Source organism: Bradyrhizobium sp. LB8.2, from assembly GCF_040548035.1.
Taxonomy (GTDB): domain Bacteria; phylum Pseudomonadota; class Alphaproteobacteria; order Rhizobiales; family Xanthobacteraceae; genus Bradyrhizobium.
The window spans coordinates 464,661-483,734 of the sequence record NZ_JBEPQV010000001.1; the positions used below are offsets into that span (position 1 = coordinate 464,661).

The 19,074-nt window shown below is 65.1% G+C and carries 16 protein-coding genes; 9 read left to right on the forward strand and 7 right to left on the reverse strand.

Annotated features, from left to right (window positions below; translation table 11 throughout):
- The first annotated feature begins 119 nt into the window (after positions 1-119).
- A complete protein-coding gene (gene moaB, locus ABIB06_RS02120; RefSeq protein WP_247340341.1) occupies positions 120-683 on the forward strand; it encodes a molybdenum cofactor biosynthesis protein B in 564 nt (187 codons plus the stop codon).
- A 101-nt stretch (positions 684-784) separates the two neighbouring features.
- Here moaB and ABIB06_RS02125 read toward each other — a convergent pair whose 3' ends face one another.
- Positions 785-1,714, reverse strand: coding sequence for a bifunctional helix-turn-helix transcriptional regulator/GNAT family N-acetyltransferase (locus ABIB06_RS02125; protein WP_354068577.1), 930 nt, complete (start codon positions 1,712-1,714; stop codon positions 785-787).
- Positions 1,715-1,775: 61 nt separating this feature from the next.
- Positions 1,776-2,351: a glycosyltransferase family protein gene (locus tag ABIB06_RS02130; RefSeq protein ID WP_247340335.1), complete on the reverse strand. Its 576-nt coding sequence runs from the start codon at positions 2,349-2,351 to the stop codon at positions 1,776-1,778.
- Positions 2,352-2,686: 335 nt separating this feature from the next.
- Here ABIB06_RS02130 and ABIB06_RS02135 point away from each other — a divergent pair, with 335 nt between their 5' ends.
- Positions 2,687-3,526: an RMD1 family protein gene (locus ABIB06_RS02135; protein ID WP_247440819.1), complete on the forward strand. Its 840-nt coding sequence runs from the start codon at positions 2,687-2,689 to the stop codon at positions 3,524-3,526.
- Between the two features lie 165 nt (positions 3,527-3,691).
- Here the strand turns inward: ABIB06_RS02135 and ABIB06_RS02140 are convergent, their stop codons facing one another.
- Together ABIB06_RS02140 and ABIB06_RS02145 are read right to left on the reverse strand one after the other, a co-directional pair.
- Positions 3,692-4,882, reverse strand: coding sequence for an acetate/propionate family kinase (locus ABIB06_RS02140; RefSeq protein ID WP_354045822.1), 1,191 nt, complete (start codon positions 4,880-4,882; stop codon positions 3,692-3,694).
- An 8-nt stretch (positions 4,883-4,890) separates the two neighbouring features.
- On the reverse strand, positions 4,891-7,305 hold the full coding sequence (locus tag ABIB06_RS02145) for a phosphoketolase family protein (RefSeq protein ID WP_354046114.1): 2,415 nt from the start codon (positions 7,303-7,305) through the stop codon (positions 4,891-4,893).
- A gap of 210 nt (positions 7,306-7,515) precedes the next feature.
- Here ABIB06_RS02145 and ABIB06_RS02150 point away from each other — a divergent pair, with 210 nt between their 5' ends.
- From ABIB06_RS02150 to ABIB06_RS02165, 4 genes are all read left to right on the forward strand, one after another.
- A complete protein-coding gene (locus ABIB06_RS02150) occupies positions 7,516-8,679 on the forward strand; it encodes a PA0069 family radical SAM protein (protein WP_247340329.1) in 1,164 nt (387 codons plus the stop codon).
- A 24-nt stretch (positions 8,680-8,703) separates the two neighbouring features.
- Entirely contained in the window at positions 8,704-9,159 is a 456-nt protein-coding gene (locus ABIB06_RS02155; RefSeq protein ID WP_354045825.1) for a VOC family protein, read from the forward strand.
- Between the two features lie 78 nt (positions 9,160-9,237).
- A complete protein-coding gene (gene rnhB, locus ABIB06_RS02160; protein WP_354045826.1) occupies positions 9,238-10,074 on the forward strand; it encodes a ribonuclease HII in 837 nt (278 codons plus the stop codon).
- A gap of 98 nt (positions 10,075-10,172) precedes the next feature.
- Positions 10,173-11,681, forward strand: coding sequence for a glycosyltransferase family 39 protein (locus tag ABIB06_RS02165; RefSeq protein WP_354045828.1), 1,509 nt, complete (start codon positions 10,173-10,175; stop codon positions 11,679-11,681).
- 135 nt (positions 11,682-11,816) lie between these two features.
- Here ABIB06_RS02165 and ABIB06_RS02170 read toward each other — a convergent pair whose 3' ends face one another.
- A complete protein-coding gene (locus ABIB06_RS02170) occupies positions 11,817-12,623 on the reverse strand; it encodes a uracil-DNA glycosylase (protein WP_354045830.1) in 807 nt (268 codons plus the stop codon).
- A gap of 136 nt (positions 12,624-12,759) precedes the next feature.
- Here ABIB06_RS02170 and ABIB06_RS02175 point away from each other — a divergent pair, with 136 nt between their 5' ends.
- The 3 genes from ABIB06_RS02175 to ABIB06_RS02185 all read left to right on the forward strand — a co-directional run bounded on the left by ABIB06_RS02175 (position 12,760) and on the right by ABIB06_RS02185 (position 17,537).
- Entirely contained in the window at positions 12,760-14,421 is a 1,662-nt protein-coding gene (locus tag ABIB06_RS02175; RefSeq protein ID WP_354045831.1) for an electron transfer flavoprotein-ubiquinone oxidoreductase, read from the forward strand.
- A gap of 339 nt (positions 14,422-14,760) precedes the next feature.
- Positions 14,761-16,566 (forward strand): tetratricopeptide repeat protein, encoded by a 1,806-nt coding sequence (locus ABIB06_RS02180; RefSeq protein WP_354045833.1) that lies wholly within the window; start codon positions 14,761-14,763, stop codon positions 16,564-16,566.
- Positions 16,567-16,652: 86 nt separating this feature from the next.
- Entirely contained in the window at positions 16,653-17,537 is an 885-nt protein-coding gene (locus ABIB06_RS02185) for a 4-(cytidine 5'-diphospho)-2-C-methyl-D-erythritol kinase (RefSeq protein WP_354045834.1), read from the forward strand.
- On the opposite strand, the gene ABIB06_RS02190 is transcribed toward ABIB06_RS02185, so the two are convergent.
- Both ABIB06_RS02190 and ABIB06_RS02195 read right to left on the reverse strand, forming a co-directional pair.
- Entirely contained in the window at positions 17,534-18,409 is an 876-nt protein-coding gene (locus ABIB06_RS02190) for an alpha/beta fold hydrolase (protein ID WP_354045836.1), read from the reverse strand. The genes ABIB06_RS02185 and ABIB06_RS02190 overlap by 4 nt on opposite strands.
- A complete protein-coding gene (locus tag ABIB06_RS02195; RefSeq protein WP_354045838.1) occupies positions 18,402-19,034 on the reverse strand; it encodes a LysE family translocator in 633 nt (210 codons plus the stop codon). The genes ABIB06_RS02190 and ABIB06_RS02195 overlap by 8 nt, the downstream gene beginning before the upstream one ends.
- Between the last annotated feature and the right edge of the window lie 40 nt (positions 19,035-19,074).

Sequence of the window (19,074 nt, forward strand, 5' to 3'; positions counted from 1 at the left end):
AGTATGCGCTGCAGAGCCGGGGCCTACAAAGCCGGTCCTGCCGAGCTTCATAATGGGTCCCGGCTCTGCGCTGCACCGCTTCGCGCTGCATCGCGTCCGGGACACGAGAGGAAAGAGTCGTGGCGTCCATCGACGAAACAAAACAATTCATCCCGCTCAACATTGCGGTTCTCACTGTTTCCGACACGCGCGCGCTCGCTGACGACAAGTCCGGCCAGACGCTCGCCGACCGGATCCTTGCGGCCGGCCATCATCTCGCCGCGCGCGAGATCGTCACCGACGACGTCGAGGCGATCCGCGCCGTCATCCGCGGCTGGATTGCGGACGCGGGCGTTGATGTCGTCATCACCACCGGCGGCACCGGTTTTACGGGACGCGACGTCACGCCGGAGGCGATCGAGCCCTTGTTCGAGAAGCGCATGGACGGTTTCTCGATCGCATTCCACATGCTGAGCCACGCCAAGATCGGCACCTCGACGATCCAGAGCCGCGCCACCGCCGGCGTGACTGGCGCGACCTACATCTTCTGCTTGCCCGGCTCGCCCGGAGCCTGCCGCGACGGCTGGGACGGTATTCTCAAGGCCCAGCTCGACTACCGCACGCGTCCCTGCAATTTCGTCGAGATCATGCCGCGGCTGGACGAACACCTGCGCCGCCCGAAGGCCCAGGGCGCGACGGTGTAGTCGCGCTCTTCTTCCCCTTGTGGGAGCAGGTGGCGCAAAGCGCCGGATGCGGGGTCCATCCGCACGGGCACATTTACTTGCATCTCGCTCGTTGCGAATAATCAGAGATCCCGCTCCCAAGTCTCGCCGATCAGATCGGCACCGAAGCTGTGGTGCTTCTCTGCCTTCACGAGCTTGAAGCCTGCACTTTGATAGATGCCACGCGCGGCGACCAGATTGCTTTGGGTCCACAGCGTCATCCTGCTGTAGCCTCTCTCGCGTGCGCCCTGGATGCATTGCTCGACCAGCGCGCGGCCGACACCGAGTCCCCGCGCTTTCTTCTCCACCTGCAACAGGCGCAGTTTCGCAATCTCGTCCGTGGCCTTGACCAGGAAGATCGAGCCGACCGGCTCGCGACCCACTTCCGCAATCCAGCAGTGCTCGCGCGCGGCGTCATAGCCCTTGATGAACTGTGCGCAGATCTCGGCGACCAGGGCCTCGTAGCTGATATCCCAGTTGTAGTCGGCCGCATAGGCGGCGGCCTGCCGGGAGATGACCCAGCCCATGTCACCGACGCGATGGCCGCGCAGCATGAAAGCCGCGGGCTGGCTTCGACGTTGCTCCAGCACAGCCTCGATGGTCGCCATGGCCTGCGTGAGCCGCGTTGCATCGCTGGCCGAAAGCTGAGCCAGCATTGCGGCGACCTCATTTTGCGAGCCCAGGTTCAGCTTGGCAAAGGTCTGGCGGCCCTTAGCGGTGAGACTGAGCTGGTATTGCCTGCGATCCGCGGGCAGGGGCCTGCGGGTGATCAGCCCCTTTTCGTCGAAGCTTTGCACGATGCGGCTGAGATAGCCGGGATCGAGGCCAAGCTCGTTGCCGATCTCCTTTGCGGCAAGATCGTCCCGTTGCGCGAGCTCGTAGAGCACGCGGGCCTCGCTGAGCGAGAACGGGCTCTTTCCAAGGTGCTGGTCGAGCACGCCAAGCTTGCGAGTGTAGAAGCGGTTGAAGGCGCGGACCGCTGCGATGTGGTCGTCGGTACCGTTGAACGGCATGGTCACCTCGATATTTGCCATTGTCAAACAATTATTTGACTTTGGCAAGTATCTGGTGACCTCAGCCGACCATGACGATCCGGCTGCGCAGCATGATCCGGGACGAGCGGCCGAGCCGCCGCAGCAGCCGTGCCTCGGGGCGGCGGGCCTGGGGCGGGTAGCCGCCGATCCGGTCGTAGTGATCACGCGCGATCAAAAGTCCCTGATCGCCGAAGGGGCCGATGAGCTTGCGCGTCACGGCCCGGAAGATGTCGCGGAATCCGGCGTCGGCGTATGGCGAGCGCGCATAGCGGAAGACGGCCGCACGGTCCCGGCCGCTGGACGCGACGGTCTGGATGAACTGGGTGGTTTCCTCGATCCAGCCGGTTTCCAGCACGGCGCCTGCGGGCAGGAACATCAGCCAGGGCGAATGGGCCTGGAGTGCGCCGGCGGCGAGGGCTGCGCCTTGCGAGGATCCCTCGAAGCCGATGAAACGGCAGCCCGCGACGTCGGCAACGCGCTCGATGACGCCGTTGCGGGTGCCATCGACCAGGAGCACTTCCCGGATGATGCCCGCAGCGGCACCCGGTACCAGCGCGGCCAGAGTTGCGACCGCCGTCTGCTCGACGCCTTCGGTCGGAATGATGACGCTTAACATGATTGAGGCTTCAGTCTCCGCACTTCGGGAGAAGCGCAACTAATTATATTATGATGTTGTCATAAACATGCAGCGTCGCCGAGTGCAACTTTTCGGCCGCGCTTCGGTCTACGATGGTAAACCGCCGGAGCCGTCGCATCCAAATATGTCCCGTGCGGGGTGGCGATATTGCCGAATGTTTCGGCGCCGTCCTTGCTTGACCGTATTAGTGCGGAGGTTGCCGCAACCTTGCGCGACGCCCAGGCCGTTCGCAATCCTGCAAAAAGCGGATCCGATAGCTGACCAGCGCGGGAACGGGAAAAACGTGCAATCGCGCCGCTGACGAGGGGCTTCGAATGAACGCCGATCAACTTGCTGTTAACACGCCGGCAACATCTCCCAGGCTGGATGGCGCGCCGATCTTGCGGATCCGCGCCGTGATGCTGGGCGAACGCATCAATCCCTCAGGCCTCGAGATAGGCGCGACCGTCTCCTCGACGCCAGCCGCCTTCCGCGTCCATGCCGGCCTTGCGGTGATCTTCCGCTACGGCGTCGTGGTGCTGATCGGCCTCCTCCCTTCGGAAGAGAAGGTGCTGATCGACAGCCTGAAGCCCCGCGTGACCGGCGAGCTCAGCCCCCATGAGGAGGAGATCGCGCAGGCGCAGCTCTGCAAGGACGAAAGCGCCGAGGCGATCCAGCCGGGCGGCCCGATCTGCCTCGCCAAATTCTCCGACGACCGGCTGCTGCTGATCGCGGACGCGCTCGCCAAGAGTACCTCGCTTGCGCGCGACGAGCGGCGTGTCGCCGCGGTCTTCGACGTGATCGAGCCGTTTGCGCGCAAGCTCGCCGAGCAGGGCCGCACACCGCCCCGGCGCAAGGGCATCCTGCAACTGATCGGCAATGCGCTTCTCGTCCAGCAGCGCGTCGCCGGCCGTGTTGCGGTGGCCGAGAAGCCGGACGTGCTCTGGGAGAAGCCCGAGCTCGACCGGCTCTATGCCCGCCTGGAAGACGAGTATGAACTGAAGGAGCGCCTCGACACGCTCGAGCGCAAGCTCACCGCCGTGTCCGAGACTGCCAACGCGCTCACCGACATCATCGACACCCAGCGCTCGCTCCGCCTCGAAATCGCGGTGGTGGTTCTGATCGTGATCGAGGTTGCGATCGGCTGTTTCCAGATTTGGTCGGGGACGCACTGACTCTGCGAGCGTCCTTGGCCTTATGGTTCGAGACGCGCCGTAGGGCGGCGCTCCTCACCATGAGGGTCTAAGATTTCGCCGCGGAGCAGGACCTCATCCTGAGGAGCCCGCCAACGGCGGGCATCTCGAAGGATGGCTACGAAAAGATTGCCCTGCCACGTACTCTCAAATGTGATTTTCTTGTCGCAGCACCGCCGCACAATGCCGTGCGATCATCAGTTCCTCGTTCGTTGGAATGACGAAGACATCGACTGTACTATCGCTACTGCTGATACGCTCGCATCCCTCATCATTCGCCGGGGCATCCACGCGCATACCGAGCCAGCCGAGACGCTCGGCGATTGCGCTGCGGATTTCCTTGGCGTGCTCGCCGATGCCGCCGGTGAAGACCAGGCAGTCCAGGCCGCCGAGCGTGGTCGCCATCATCGCGACCTGCTGCGCCGCGCGGAACGTGAAGAGCTCGACCGCCTCCCGCGCCGCAGGCTCGCCGCTCGCAAGCAGCACGCGCATGTCCGAGGAGATGCCGGAGACGCCGAGCAGGCCTGATTCGTGATAGAGCAGACGCTGGACATCTTCGACCGACATCTTCTCGTGCTGTTGCAGATAGAGCAGCATGCCGGGGTCGATCGTGCCGCAGCGCGTGCCCATCACCAGACCGTCGAGCGGCGTCAGGCCCATCGTGGTGTCGATGCTGCGGCCATCGCGCAAGCCGCACAGGCTTGCGCCGTTGCCGAGATGCGCAATGACGGTGCGCTTTGTGATGAGCTGCGGCGCGGTCGCAGCGAGACGCCCCGCGACATATTCGAATGAGAGGCCGTGAAATCCGTAGCGCCGGACGCCGCGCTTTTCATAGCGCCTCTGGATGGCGAACCGGTTCGCGGGCGGCGTCAGGCCGTGATGGAAGGCGGTGTCGAAACAGGCAATCTGCGTCAGCGCCGGCCGGATCGCCTTGATGGTGCGGACCGGCTCCAGACAACGCGGCTGGTGCAGCGGGGCAAGCGGCGTCAGCGCCTCCAGCTTCGCGTAGACATCATCCGTCAGCTCGACCGGACCGGAATAGTCCGGGCCGCCATGGACGATGCGGTGGCCGACGGCGACCAAGCGGCGGTCGCCAAAACGGTCCTCGATGAAGCCCAGCACGTCGACGAAAAGATGATCGCTGTCCGGATCCGATGCTTTCCTCTGCTTCTCGAACAGATCGTCGCCCGCGGGGCTCTTCACGACGAGCCGCGGCCTGGTCTCGTGCTCGTCGAGCAAGCCCTTGCAGAGCAGGGCGGGCTCGGCCGCCGACATGCCGAACAGGCCGAACTTGATGCTCGACGATCCCGAGTTAAGAACGAGAACCGTTTTCGACATGGCTGCTGTCAGTCGCCCGCCTCCGCCGGAGTGTTGCCGCCTGCGCTGTTCGGCCAGACCCAGCCCTGGACATCCGGCATGTCCTCGCCGTGCTCGCGCACATAGCGCGAATGCTCGATCAGCTTGTCACGGAATTGCTGCTTCACCTGCGCCGCCTTGGCGGCGAGCCCAGGCACACGTTCGATCGCTTCGATCGCGAGGTGATAGCGGTCGAGCCCGTTGAGCACGACCATGTCGAACGGCGTGGTCGTGGTGCCTTCCTCGGCAAAGCCGCGCACATGCATGCCGGCATGGTTGGTGCGGTTGTAGGTGAGACGGTGGATCAGGTAAGGATAGCCGTGATAGGCGAAGATCACTGGTTTGTCGCGCGTGAACAGGCTGTCGAAGTCGCGGTCGTCGAGGCCGTGCGGATGCTGCTCCCGAGGCTGCAGGGTCATCAGGTCGACGACATTGACGACGCGCATCTTCAGGTCGGGCAGTGCCTTGCGCAGGAGGTCGACCGCGGCGAGCGTTTCCAGCGTCGGCACGTCACCGGCGCAGGCCATCACCACGTCGGGCTCTTGTCCCACGTCTTCCGTGCCGGCCCAGCTCCAGATGCCGATGCCCGCATCGCAATGCGTGGCCGCTTCCTGCATCGACAGCCATTGCGGCGCCGGCTGCTTGCCGGCGACGATCACGTTGATGCGATCGTAGGTGCGCAGGCAATGGTCCGCGATCCACAGCAGCGTGTTGGCATCCGGCGGGAAGTAGATGCGAACGATGTCGGCCTTCTTGTTGGCGACGAGATCGACGAAGCCGGGATCCTGATGGCTGAAGCCGTTGTGGTCCTGGCGCCAGACATGCGAGGTCAGCAGATAATTGAGCGAGGCGATCGGGCGCCGCCATGCGAGATGCCGCGTCACTTTGAGCCATTTGGCGTGCTGGTTGAACATGGAATCCACGATGTGGATGAAGGCCTCGTAGCAGGAGAACAAGCCGTGCCGTCCGGTGAGCAGATATCCTTCTAACCAACCCTGGCAGAGATGCTCGCTCAGCACCTCCATCACGCGGCCATCCTGCGCGAGATGCACGTCGTAAGATTCGATCGGCTCCATCCAGACGCGTTCGGTCGCCTCGAACACTGCGTCTAACCTGTTTGACGCGGTCTCGTCCGGACCCATGATACGGAAGTTGCGCTCTTGCGCGTTGAGGCGGATGACGTCGCGCAGGAATTTGCCGAACTCGCGCGTCGCTTCCCCCATGACGCCGCCGGGCTCTCGCACGTCCACCGCGAAGCTGCGGAAGTCCGGCAGCTTCAGCTCCTTCTTCAGAAGGCCGCCATTGGCGTGCGGATTGGCGCCCATGCGGCGATTGCCTTCGGGCGCGAGCGCCTGGAGCTCGGCAATGAGCGCGCCGCTCCCGTCGAACAGCTTTTCCGGCTCGTAGCTGCGCATCCAGTCTTCGAGAATCTTCAGATGCGCCGGATTCTCCCGGCAGTTCGCGACCGGCACCTGATGTGCACGCCAAAAACCTTCGACCTTCTTGCCGTCGACCTCCTTGGGGCCGGTCCAGCCCTTCGGGCTGCGCAGCACGATCATCGGCCAACGCGGACGTTCGACGCTCTTGCGGCCGTCGCGGGTGTGCTGCTGGATCGACCGGATGCCGGCGAGCGCGACGTCGAGCGCGTCCGCCATGGCTCGGTGCATCAATTTGGGATCGTCGCCCTCGACGAACAGTGGCTCGTGGCCGAGCCCGCGGAAGAGATCGCGGATCTCTTCATCGCGCATCCGCCCGAGCACCGTCGGATTGGCAATCTTGTAGCCGTTGAGGTGCAGGATCGGCAGCACCGCGCCGTCATGGGCGGGATTGAGGAACTTGTTGGAGTGCCAGGACGCCGCGAGCGGGCCGGTCTCGGCCTCGCCGTCGCCGACGACACAGGCGACGATCAGGTCGGGATTGTCGAAGGCCGCGCCGTAGGCATGCACCAGCGCGTAACCGAGCTCGCCGCCTTCATGGATCGAGCCCGGCGTTTCCGGCGCCGCGTGGCTCGGAATGCCGCCAGGGAAGGAGAACTGTCTGAACAGCTTGCGCAATCCGTCCGTATCGCGTGCGATATCGGGATAGATCTCGCTGTAGCTGCCTTCGAGATAGGTGTTGGCGACCATGCCGGGGCCGCCGTGGCCGGGACCGCAGACATAGATCACGCTCAGGTCCAGCGCGCGGATGACGCGGTTGAGATGGGCATAAATGAAGTTCAAACCCGGCGTCGTGCCCCAATGGCCGAGCAAACGCGGCTTGATGTGCTCGGGCCGCAAGGGCTCGCGCAGCAGCGGGTTGTCGAGCAGGTAGATTTGCCCGACGGAGAGATAGTTCGCAGCGCGCCAGTAGCGATCGAGGAGGCCGAGGTCGCTGCTCGCCGCAGGCGATTGTCTTCGATTTGTCATGTTCTTGCCGACCTTCACCCAGCGATTGTCACCAACATCGATCTGCGGCGATTGATCCCTGACCGGCATCAAACGAAGTCGTCGGAACGGGCGTGTTGCGCGAGGTCGAAGGCGCCCGCCCGACATTTGGGCGGTTACTGTGCATGGGGTTGTTTTTCAGTTTTTTGTTTGTGTTCTTGATTTGTTCCTTCGACATGCTATCTTGGCTTCATGAGTCCAGCATCCTCTCATGCTCTCAAGCACCCGCCGGTCACGGCGCCCTCCGAGCCGGCGGGTGCGCCTTCTGCTTTCCCTGAGCTTGCGGTCGCCATCGACAAGCAGCGCAGGCGAGGGCGGGGCGCCCAATCCAATGCCAGCGGCCGGTACGAGGCTGAGGCGCGCGTCGCCTTCGACGATGGCTGGCAGAGCCTGGAAGAGCTGCCGCCGTTCAAGACCACCGTCGGCGTCGACACCTCGCGCAAAGTGATCACCCGCAACGATTCTCCCGACATCGGGTTCGATCGCTCGATCAATCCCTATCGCGGCTGCGAGCACGGCTGCGTCTATTGCTTCGCGCGGCCGACCCATGCCTATCTCGGCCTGTCGCCGGGGCTCGACTTCGAATCGAAGCTGTTCGTGAAGCCTGAGGCACCGGCGCTGCTCGAGAAGGAGCTTGCTGCGCCCGGCTACGAGCCGCGGATGATCGCGATCGGCACCAACACCGATCCCTATCAGCCGATCGAGCGCGACCGCAAGATCATGCGCGGCATTCTGGAGGTGCTGGAACGCGCCGGCCATCCCGTCGGCATCGTCACCAAGTCGGCGCTGGTGACCCGCGACATCGACATTCTCGCGCGTATGGCCAAGCGCAACCTCGCCAAGGTCGGGATTTCGGTGACCTCGCTCGATCCGAAGCTCGCGCGCACCATGGAGCCGCGGGCATCGACGCCGCCGAAGCGGCTGGAGGCGCTGAAGCAGCTCTCGGAGGCCGGCATTCCGACCACCGTCATGGTCGCGCCCGTGATCCCCGCGCTGAACGATTCCGAGATCGAGCGCATCCTGGATGCCGCCGCCCATGCTGGCGTCAAGGAAGCTTCCTACGTGCTGCTGCGGTTGCCGCTTGAGGTACGCGATCTCTTTCGTGAATGGCTGATGGCGAACTATCCGGACCGCTACCGCCACGTCTTCACGCTGATCCGCGACATGCGCGGCGGCCGCGACTACGACGCGAAATGGGGCGAGCGCATGAAGGGCACTGGCCCGATGGCCTGGACCATCGGCCGCCGCTTCGAGATCGCCTGCGACAGGCTGGGGCTGAACAAGCGGCGCTCCAAGCTGACGACGGATCATTTTGCCAAGCCGAAGCGGAACGGCGATCAGCTCAGCCTGTTCTGAGCGACGAAGTGGACGAGGTGTTGTATGAGTAAGGAATTGCCAGCTCCTATCCCGCGGCTCACCGTCATCACGCTGGGTGTCAGCGACATCCGCGCCAGCATCGCTTTCTACGACGCGCTCGGGTTTTCGCGCCGGCTGAAGGTGACCGGTGAGGCCGTTGCGTTCTATGACACCGGCGGTCCGGTGCTTGCGCTGTTTCCCTGGGATCAGCTCGCGGCCGACGCCAAATTGCCCGATACTCCGAGGCCATCGACGTTCCGCGGCATGACGCTCGCATGGAACTGTCGCGCGCGTGAGGAGGTGGACGCGGTGCTGGCATTCGCCCTCAGCAAGGGGGCCGCGCTGCTGAAGGCCGCGCATCAGACCGACTACGGCGGCTATTCCGGCTATTTCGCCGATCCTGACGGCCATCCCTGGGAGGTCGTGGTCGCGCCAGGCATCGAGGTCGGCGAGGACCGGCGGGTGCATCTGGCGGAATAGGGCGGCTGACCCTGAATAACGGGAATTGTCCGAGGTTCCCGGTTGCGCAGGCCACGCCGCTTGCGCACGATCCCGGCCATGATTCGGGATCAATCCGCCAAGAAGCCGGCCAAAGGTGCGCCCAAGAAGGCTGCGCTCAGTAACAAGAAAGCTGCGCCCAAAAAATTGGCCAAGGCGCTGGCCGGCGGAAAAAGCGCCATCATCGTTCCCCCAAGCTTCCGCCGCGAGCGCGCGCTGTTCAAGTGCGGGATCTGGCCGGTCGCGGGCTGCGATGAGGCCGGCCGCGGGCCGCTGGCCGGTCCTGTGGTGGCGGCTGCGGTGATTCTCGATCCCGACCGCATCCCGCGCGGCATCGACGATTCCAAGCGCCTGACGCCCGAGGCGCGCGAAAAGCTGTTCGACAAGATCTGCGCCACCGCGCAGGTCTCGGTCGCCGTCGCTTCGCGCTCCCGCATCGACCGCGACAACATCCTGCGCGCCTCGCTGTGGGCGCTGAAGCGCGCCGTGGTGGCGCTGCCTGAGGCGCCCCGCCACGTCTTCGTCGACGGCCGCGACCGGCTCGATACCGAATGCGACTGCGAGGCCGTGATCGGCGGCGACGGCATCGTCCTGTCGATCGCGGCGGCCTCGATCGTCGCCAAGGTGACGCGGGACCGCCTGATGTGCGCGCTGGCGCAGGACTGCCCCGGCTACGGTTTCGAGCAGCACAAGGGCTACGCCGTTCCCGAGCACCTCGACGCGCTCAACCGCCTCGGCCCCACCGTCCACCACCGCAGCTTCTTTGCCCCCGTCGTCGCCGCCCGCGCCAAGCACATGCCCTGGACGGTTGAGCCGGCGCAGGACCTGTTTGCGGTGACCGAGATCGAGGTGCAGGTGGACACCAGCCTGGAAGTGGACGCGTCGGCAAATCTCTAGACCAGACTCGGTTGCCACGACGCGCAGCGCCCTCTATCAAAACAGTCGTGAGCGAATAGGGCCGGCTGGACGGGTTGGCTGCATCTTTCGGACGTTGCATGCGGTTTACCTCCCTGGTTATCGAGCTCATTCGCGCCCGGCCGCGGCTGATCGTGTGGATCGCCGTGCTGCTCCAGGCCGCGATGTGGCTGTTCGTGGCGCTGGCGTTCTATCGCAGCCCGCCCGGCAGCCTCGCGACGCTGCTGGCCTTCGGCCGCGAATACCAGGTCGGCACTGATTTGGGCCCGCCCTTGCCGATCTGGCTCGCCGACATCGCCTATCGCGCCGCCGGCGGCCACGTGTTCGGCGTCTACGTCCTGGCCGAGCTCTGCGGGATCGCAACCTTCATCACGCTCTATCATCTGTCCCGCGCCGTGGTCGGCCCCCAGCAGGCGGTGCTGGCCGTGCTGCTGACCATGACGATGCTGGCCTTCTCGTCGCCCGCACTCGACTTCGGCCCCCTTGTGCTGGCGCGGCCGCTCTGGGCACTGCTGCTGCTGCATTCCTGGCAGATCATCGGCCAGCGCCGCGGCAATGCCTGGTTCGCCTGGTCGATCGAGGCCGGCCTCCTGCTGCTGACGACGCCCGCGGCGATCTTCCTCCTGCTGCTGCTTATCGCCTTCGCGCTCGCAACCGCGGGCGGCCGCCGCACGTTGCGCGCATTCGACCCGCTGTTTGCGCTGGTGGTCGTCGCCGTGCTGGCATTGCCCTATGCGGTCTGGCTGATGCGCGCCGAGGCGCTCGTCCTGCCGGCTTGGCCTGAGGTCGCCGAACTCAATGCCCGCGCGCTGCACGCGGGCTGGCTGCTCGGAGGGCTCCTGCTCGGCGCGGCGGCGATCCCGGCGCTGACGATCCTCAACACCGGCCTGTTCGTGCCCAGGAGCGAGGAGGCGCCGATCATCTACCGCCCGCCGGTCGAGCCGCTCGCGCGCAACTTCGTCTATTTCTTCGCGCTGGCGCCGGCGCTCGGCGCGGTGCTGATCTCCGGCCTGCTGGGCCTCGATGCCGTCGTCGGCGGCGCCGGCGTCGTGTTGGTCATATCGGGGCTTGCCGTGGTCGTGGTGGCCGGTGATCTCATCGCGATGCGCCGGACGAAGATGCTGCGGATGGTGTGGGCCGGCGCCGTCGTGGCGCCCGCAATCGGCGTCGTGCTTGCCGTCCTGTTCCTGCCCTGGACCGGTGCCAACGAGATCGCGACCTCGATGCCGGCGCGGGCGATTTCGGACTTCTTCGACGAAAGCTTTGCCCGCCGCACCAATCATCGCCTGCGCGCGGTCGCCGGCGAGACCCAGCTTGCGAGCCTGATCACGCTGCATTCCGGCCGGCCGCATCTCTTCATCGATGCCGAGCCCGCGCGTACGCCGTGGATGAATCAGGCCAAATTCAGCGAGACCGGCGGCGTCGTGGTCTGGCGCGCCTCCGATACCGCCGGCACCCCACCGCCGGAAATCCTGGCGCGCTTTCCCGGCATCGTCCCGGAAGTGCCGCGCGCCTTCGAATGGCTGGTGACCGGACGCCAGCAGCTCCTGCGTATCGGCTGGGCCATCGTGCGGCCGAAGGGGACGTGACACTCTCGTGCCCCGGACGCTGCGCAGCACGAAGTGATGCGCCGCAGAGCCGGGGCCCATGTTGCGGCATGCTGGGTCCCGGCTCTGCGAAGCAGCGCTATGGCGCTGCATCGCGTCCGGGACACGAGAGACCGGCTATCCCGCCAGGATCTTCGCAATCGCCCGCAGATCCTGCCAAGCCAGCTTTTTGTACGAAGGCGAGCGCAACAGATAGGCCGGGTGGAAGGTCGGCAGCGCGCGGATGGTGCGGCCAGCCGTCTCGTAGTCGAACCAGCGGCCGCGGGTGCGCATGATGCCTTCGCGGGTCGAGAGCAGCGTCTGCGTCGCGGGATTGCCGAGCGTCACCAGCACATCCGGATTCACCAGCTCGATCTGGCGCTGGATGAAGGGCAGGCAGATTTGCGTCTCCTGCGGCGTCGGCGTGCGGTTGCCGGGCGGCCGCCACGGAATCACGTTGGCGATGTAGGCGGTGGTGCGGTTGAGCCCGATCGCGCCGATCATGAGGTCGAGCAGCTTTCCGCTGCGCCCGACGAAGGGCAGCCCCTCGATGTCCTCGTCGCGGCCCGGTGCCTCGCCGACGAACATGATGCGCGCCTGCGGATTGCCGTCGGCGAACACCAACCGCGTCGCCGTGTGTTTTAGCGCGCAGCCGTCGAAGCTTTGCATCAACTCGCGTAGCGCCTCCAGCGTCGGCGCGGTGCGCGCAGCCTCGCGCGCCGAGGCGATCGCGATGTCGGGCGCGGGTGCGGTCTCGCCGCGTATCACCGCGGGGGCGGCCACCGGTCGCGGTGCTTCGACCGGAGGTGGCGCACGCGGGGCCGGAGGCGGGGTATCCAATTCCGCCAGGCGGTCGGTCGGTTCCTCCGCGAGCGCGCAATCGACTCCAGCCTCCAGATAGAAGGCGAGAAGCTCTCGGACGGTGGGTGCGGGTTCTGGGATCATTTGGAAAGTCTGACTATTGGTTCAGTTTAGGCCGCCTTGTATCCCAGCGAAACGCATTTCCTAGGTTGTCCTACCCGGAAAAATCGGAAACAAGAGGGCGCAATCGACCAAGGACCGTCTCAAGGGCTGAGATCAGATGAGCACCGAAGAACTTCCCCCGCGCGAATCCATGGAATTCGACGTCGTCATCGTCGGCGCCGGCCCCTCGGGCCTGGCTGCGGCGATCCGGTTGAAGCAGATCAATGCCGATCTCAACATCGTCGTGGTGGAGAAGGGCTCCGAGGTCGGCGCGCATATTCTCTCCGGCGCTGTGATCGATCCGGCCGGGCTCGACAAGCTGATCCCGGACTGGCGCGAGGATTCCGACTGCCCGCTGAAGACGCAGGTCAAGGACGACCGCTTCTACTGGATGACGGGCGGCGGCGCGATCAAGCTGCCGAATTTCATGATGCCGCCGCTGATGGACAACCATCATTGCTATATCGGCTCGCTTGGCAATGTCTGCCGTTGGCTCGCGCGCAAGGCCGAGGCGCTCGGTGTCGAGATCTATCCGGGCTTTGCCGCCGCCGAAGTGCTCTATGACGAGCAGGGCGCGGTGAAGGGCATCGCCACCGGCGACATGGGCATTGGCCGGGACGGCAAGCCGAAGGACTCCTTCACCCGTGGCATGGAATTGCTCGGCAAGTACACGCTGTTCGCCGAAGGCGCCCGCGGCAGCCTGACCAAGCAGCTGATCGCGAAGTTCGCGCTGGATGCCAAGAGCGAGCCGGCGAAGTTCGGCATCGGGCTCAAGGAAGTCTGGCAGATCGATCCCGCCAAGCATCAAAAGGGCATGATCCAGCATTCGTTCGGCTGGCCGCTCGACCTGAAGACCGGCGGCGGCTCGTTCCTCTATCACTACGACGACAATCTCGTTGCAGTCGGCTTCGTCGTGCATCTCAACTACGACGATCCGTATCTGTCGCCGTTCGACGAGTTCCAGCGCTTCAAGACGCACCCCTCGATCCGCGGCACCTTCGAGGGCGGCAAGCGGCTCGCCTATGGCGCGCGCGCCATCACCGAAGGCGGCTATCAGTCGGTGCCGAAACTCAGCTTCCCCGGCGGCGCGTTGATCGGCTGCGCGGCCGGCTTCGTCAACGTCCCCCGTATCAAGGGCGTGCACAATGCGATGGGCACCGGCATGCTTGCCGCCGAGCATGTTGCGGCCGCGCTGGCCGCCAATCGCGCCAATGACGAGATCGTCGACTACGAGAACGCCTGGCGCTCTTCCTCGGTCGGCAAGGATTTGTTCCTGGTCCGCAACGTCAAGCCGCTGTGGTCGAAATTCGGCACCGTGCTCGGCGTCGCGCTCGGCGGCTTCGACATGTGGTGCAACACGCTGTTCGGCGCTTCGCTGTTCGGAACCCGGCCGCACGCCAAGCCTGATCGCTCGACACTCGACCCGGCCAAGGCCCACGCGCCGAAGAACTACCCGAAGCCGGACGGCAAGATTACCTTCGACAAGCTGTCCTCGGTGTTCCTGTCCAATACCAATCATGAGGAGGACCAGCCGGTCCATCTCAAGGTCACGGATATGAATCTTCAGAAGACCTCGGAGCACGACGTGTTCGCGGGTCCTTCGAATCGCTATTGCCCGGCCGGCGTCTATGAATGGGTCGAGGAGGGTTCGAGCCCGCGCTACCAGATCAACGCCCAGAATTGCGTTCACTGCAAAACCTGCGACGTGAAGGACCCCAACGGCAATATCACCTGGGTTCCTCCGGAGGGCGGTGGCGGCCCGAACTACGAGGCGATGTAAGCGGGGTTCACCGAGCCAAGACCCTGGTGATCAAGGCCCAATGTGACCAAAGCGACGTGACCCAGGCCTTGTGACGCACGTTCGCGTGAGAACCGGGCTGCGGTTGCGGTCCGTGGCCACGATAAGGCCATACTAGCAGCGTCTTGGGGCGCTCTTGACCGGTCACTTGGCCGATTTGGGACGTGCGGCGGGGATCGCCCGGCCCGAATCCTTGCGGTGAAGCGCCAAAAGCGGCATTGTCGGCCCGACGGTTCCGGGTCCCGATGCCACCGGCCGCGTTCGCTTGCGAGACGGCCTTTTGCTGCAGACCCAGGCACTACTAACTCAAGGCGAGCCCTGATGCTTTCAAATCGTTTCAACCGCTGGACTGTTGCCGCCATCACCCTCATGGGCACAGCGATCGCGACGGTCCCCGGCGCGGTCCTGGCGCAAACGCCGGATCATCCGTCCGACACGGCGGTGCAGTTTCCGACCCGAAACGATCTGAAGGCGCTCACCACCTCCGGCAGCTATCTCGCCGCCCGCCACGCCAGCGTCGAGCGCGACGCTGCCTCCGCCGCCGCGTTCTACCGCTCCGCTCTGCGCACCGACCCGAAGAACAACGAGCTGCTCGACCGCGCCTTCATCTCGTCAGTCGCCGACGGTGACATCGACGAAGCCGTCAAGCTCGCCGAGCGCATCCTCACCATCGACAAGACCAACCGCGTCGCGCGCCTCGTCGTCGGCGTGCACGATCTCAAGTTCAAGAAGTACGCGACCGCGCAGACCAACATCAACCAGTCGATCCGCGGTCCGATCACCGATCTCGTCGCCACGCTGCTGTCGGGCTGGGCCGCCTATGGTGCGGGCGATGCCAAGGGCGGTGTCGCGACCATCGACAAGCTGGCCGGTCCGGAATGGTATCCGCTGTTCAAGGACCTCCACGCCGGCATGATCCTCGAACTCTCCGGCAAGGAGAAGGACGCCGGCACCCGGTTCGAGCGCGCTTACAAACTGGACGATTCCATGCTGCGTGTCACCGAGGCCTATGCACGCTGGCTGTCGCGCAACAAGGACTCGGCCGCCGCGACCACCGTCTACCAGGCGTTCGACAAGAAGCTCGCCCGCCATCCGCTGATCGTGGAAGGCCTGCGCGAGACCAAGGCCGGCAAGAAGATGCCGCCGCTCGCCGATTCCGCGCAAGCCGGCGCCGCCGAAGCGCTCTACGGCATTGGCGCCACGCTGACCCGCCGCGGCGGCGAGGATCTGGCGCTGGTCTATCTCCAGCTCTCGCTCTACCTCCAGCCCAGCCATCCCCTGGCGCTGCTCTCGCTCGCCGATCTCTATGAATCGGTGAAGCGGCCGCAGATGGCGATCAAGGTCTATGAGCGGGTGCCGTCGTCCTCGCCGCTCAAGCGCAACGCGCAGATCCAGCTCGCCATCGATCTGGATTCCGCCGACCGCACCGACGAGGCGATCAAGATCCTCAAGGGTGTCACCACTGAGGATTCCAAGGATCTCGAAGCCATCATGGCGCTCGGCAACATCGAGCGCGGCCGCAAGAAGTTCGGCGAATGCGGCGCGACCTATTCGCAAGGCGTCGACGTGCTGCCGGCCGGCAACGACAAGGCCAACAGCGTTTGGTACTATTATCGCGGCATCTGTGAGGAGCGCTCCAAGCAGTGGGGCAAGGCCGAAGCCGACATGAAGAAGGCGCTCGAGCTGCAGCCCGACCAGCCGCACGTCCTCAACTATCTCGGCTATTCCTGGATCGACCAGGGCGTCAATCTCGACGAAGGCATGAAGATGATCAAGCGGGCGGTCGAGCAGCGCCCGGACGACGGCTACATCGTCGACTCCCTCGGCTGGGCCTATTACCGCATCGGCAACTACGAGGACGCGGTGAAGAACCTCGAACGCGCCATCGACCTCAAGCCGGAGGATCCGACTATCAACGATCACCTTGGCGACGCCTATTGGCGCGTCGGCCGCACGCTGGAAGCCAAGTTCCAGTGGGCGCACGCCCGCGATCTCAAGCCCGAGGCGGATGAGCTTCCGAAGATCGAAGCCAAGATCGCAAACGGTATGACCGACGACAATTCGAACTCCTCGGCTGCGCAGGCGGAGAAGGAGAAGAAGAAGGACGACGGCAAGGGCGGCGGCTGAGCTGAGCGCATGGTCCGGAAAAGTGTGTAGCGGTTTTCCGGCAAGATCATGCGAAGGAAAAACTAAGTTCTGGGGGCGTGTCGCCAATGCCGGCGTTCATTGAAGAAGGGCGCGCGAAGGTCAATTTGAGCCTTCGCGTGGTCGGCCGTCGTGCCGACGGCTATCATGATCTCGAAAGCGTCGTCGCGTTTGCCGACTGCGCCGACCGGCTGACGTTGGAGCCCGGCGGCGAGTTGAAGCTCACCACCACGGGGCCGCTCGCGGCGGCCTGCGGTGATATGGCCGACAACCTCGTGTTCAAGGCGGCCAAGCTCCTGGCCGACGCCGTGCCGAACCTGAAGCTGGGCGCCTTCGCGCTCGACAAGGTGCTCCCCGTCGCGGCCGGCATTGGCGGCGGCTCGGCCGACGCCGCGGCGGCGCTGCGGTTGCTGGCACGTCTCAACAATCTGTCGCTCGACGATCCGCGGCTCCAGACGGTCGCGCTTGCGACCGGCGCCGACGTGCCGGTGTGCCTGTTCTCGCGCGCCTGCGACATGACCGGCGTCGGCGAGCAGCTGCTGCCCTTGATGCTGCCGAGCATGCCCTGCGTGATGGTCAATCCGCGCGTGCCGGTCGCGACCAAGGATGTGTTCCAGGCGCTGGGCCTGCGCAACGGCGAACTCCTGGTCGGCGCCACCTCCGTCTTCGACGCCCCGGCCTGGCCGGACGAGGGCGCCACCATTGCCGATTGGGTCGATACTCTCGAGACCGTCGCCAACGATCTCGAAGCGCCGGCGATGCGCATCGAGCCGGTGATCGGCGACGTGCTGGAAGCCTTGCGTGACTCCGCCGGCGTCAAGCTCGCCCGCATGTCCGGCTCGGGTGCGACGTGCTTTGCGATCTATGGCGCGTCCACTGATGCGCATGCCGCCGCCGAGAAGATCCGCAGAGATCATTCCCGCTGGTGGGTGCACGCGGGGACATTGAGCTAGGCCAGCCCGAGAAACTTTCGAATCTCACCCGACACCTCTTGCGGCTTGTCATGCTGCAGCCAGTGTCCGGCCTCGGCGATGGTCACGACGCGCGCCTGCGGGAAGTAGCGCTCCAGGCCTGCGGCCCTGGCGCCCGCGAGAAAGCTTTCGCCAGCATTCAAGAGCAGCGTCGGGCAGGTGATGCGCGACCACAGCGCGACGTGGTCGTCCGGCCAGAGCCGGTGCGGCGCAGAGGCGCGCTGGTACGGATCGAACTTCCAGCTATAGGTGCCGTCGTCGTTCTGCCGCGCGCCGTGGGTGGCAAGATGCAGCGCGAGGTCGCGGGACAGCCGCTTGTTGTGAAGCACCATCTGCGCGGCCGCATCCTCAAGGGTCGAATAGCGGCGCGGCGTGCGATCGTGCAGTCTGTCAAGCTGGCCGACCCATTTGCTGATGCGCTCATGCGTCGGTGACTTCGGTGTATCCGGCAGCATGGTCACACCGTCGAGCACGACCAGCTTCGAGACCAGTTCGGGGAATGATCCTGAAAAAATCAGGCTCACCATGCCGCCCATCGAATGGCCGACGAGAGTGACTTGGGGCGCGGCGATGCTGCGGACGAGTTGGGTGAGATCGTACACATATTCGGTCAGCGCGTAGCTGCCGCCCTTGGTCCATTCGGAATCGCCGTGCCCGCGCAGGTCGGGCGCGAGCACGTGAAAATGCGGCTGCAGCGACCGGGCGATGACGTCCCAGCTCCGGCAGTGATCGCGGCCGCCGTGAACCAGGACGACTACGGGCGCGCCGTCGTTGCCCCAGTCGGCATAATGCAGCCGCAGGCCGTGAGATTCGTAAGTGCGGCTTTGCGGGGCGAGCGTGGTGGAGCTATCCATTCAGGGGGCGCCGCGCCAGTGCGAGCGACAGGCCGAGCCCTGCGATGAAGACGCCGGAGCCTTGGGTGAGACGTCGCATCAGCTGCGGCCTTCCGATCAACTGCGTGCGTGTCACGGAGGCCATCAGCACCACCACGATATCGGCGAGCGTGTTCAGCGTCACCGAGATCGCGCCGAACACGATGAATTGCAGCGTCGGGTTCGATCCCGCCGGGTCAAGGAACTGCGGAATGAAGGCGAGGAAGAACGCGGCGGTCTTCGGGTTCAGCGCCTCGACCAGCACGCCGTCGCGAAATGCGCGCTTGTCGCCGACGGGCTCGCTGTCGAATGACAGCGCGCGGCTGGCGCTGCGGAAAGTTCTGATGCCGAGCCAGACCAGATAGAGTGCGCCGACAAATTTCACGGCGGCAAACAGCTCGGCGCTGGCAAGGATGATCGCGGAGATGCCGAGGCTGCCCGCGACCACATGAACCAGCCCGCCGAGCGCGGTGCCCGCGGTCGATGCAAAACCGCTAGCGCGCCCTTCCGACATGGTCCGTGCCGCGACGTAGAAGATGCCGGGACCGGGAACGGCGGCGATGAGGAAAGCTGCGGCCAGGAATAGCCAGAAATTCGTTTCGATCATCCTGTTTCCTAGCGCAGCTTGCCGCGATTGCAAGCCCTCT

Coding starts and splice junctions, on each gene's coding strand:
- ABIB06_RS02125 (WP_354068577.1), bottom strand. CDS start 1,714: ATGCCGTTCAACGGTACCGACGACCACATCGCAGCGGTCCGCGCCTTC.
- ABIB06_RS02130 (WP_247340335.1), bottom strand. CDS start 2,351: ATGTTAAGCGTCATCATTCCGACCGAAGGCGTCGAGCAGACGGCGGTC.
- ABIB06_RS02135 (WP_247440819.1), top strand. CDS start 2,687: ATGAACGCCGATCAACTTGCTGTTAACACGCCGGCAACATCTCCCAGG.
- ABIB06_RS02140 (WP_354045822.1), bottom strand. CDS start 4,882: ATGTCGAAAACGGTTCTCGTTCTTAACTCGGGATCGTCGAGCATCAAG.
- ABIB06_RS02145 (WP_354046114.1), bottom strand. CDS start 7,305: ATGACAAATCGAAGACAATCGCCTGCGGCGAGCAGCGACCTCGGCCTC.
- ABIB06_RS02150 (WP_247340329.1), top strand. CDS start 7,516: ATGAGTCCAGCATCCTCTCATGCTCTCAAGCACCCGCCGGTCACGGCG.
- ABIB06_RS02155 (WP_354045825.1), top strand. CDS start 8,704: ATGAGTAAGGAATTGCCAGCTCCTATCCCGCGGCTCACCGTCATCACG.
- rnhB (WP_354045826.1), top strand. CDS start 9,238: ATGATTCGGGATCAATCCGCCAAGAAGCCGGCCAAAGGTGCGCCCAAG.
- ABIB06_RS02165 (WP_354045828.1), top strand. CDS start 10,173: ATGCGGTTTACCTCCCTGGTTATCGAGCTCATTCGCGCCCGGCCGCGG.
- ABIB06_RS02170 (WP_354045830.1), bottom strand. CDS start 12,623: ATGATCCCAGAACCCGCACCCACCGTCCGAGAGCTTCTCGCCTTCTAT.
- ABIB06_RS02175 (WP_354045831.1), top strand. CDS start 12,760: ATGAGCACCGAAGAACTTCCCCCGCGCGAATCCATGGAATTCGACGTC.
- ABIB06_RS02180 (WP_354045833.1), top strand. CDS start 14,761: ATGCTTTCAAATCGTTTCAACCGCTGGACTGTTGCCGCCATCACCCTC.
- ABIB06_RS02185 (WP_354045834.1), top strand. CDS start 16,653: ATGCCGGCGTTCATTGAAGAAGGGCGCGCGAAGGTCAATTTGAGCCTT.
- ABIB06_RS02190 (WP_354045836.1), bottom strand. CDS start 18,409: ATGGATAGCTCCACCACGCTCGCCCCGCAAAGCCGCACTTACGAATCT.
- ABIB06_RS02195 (WP_354045838.1), bottom strand. CDS start 19,034: ATGATCGAAACGAATTTCTGGCTATTCCTGGCCGCAGCTTTCCTCATC.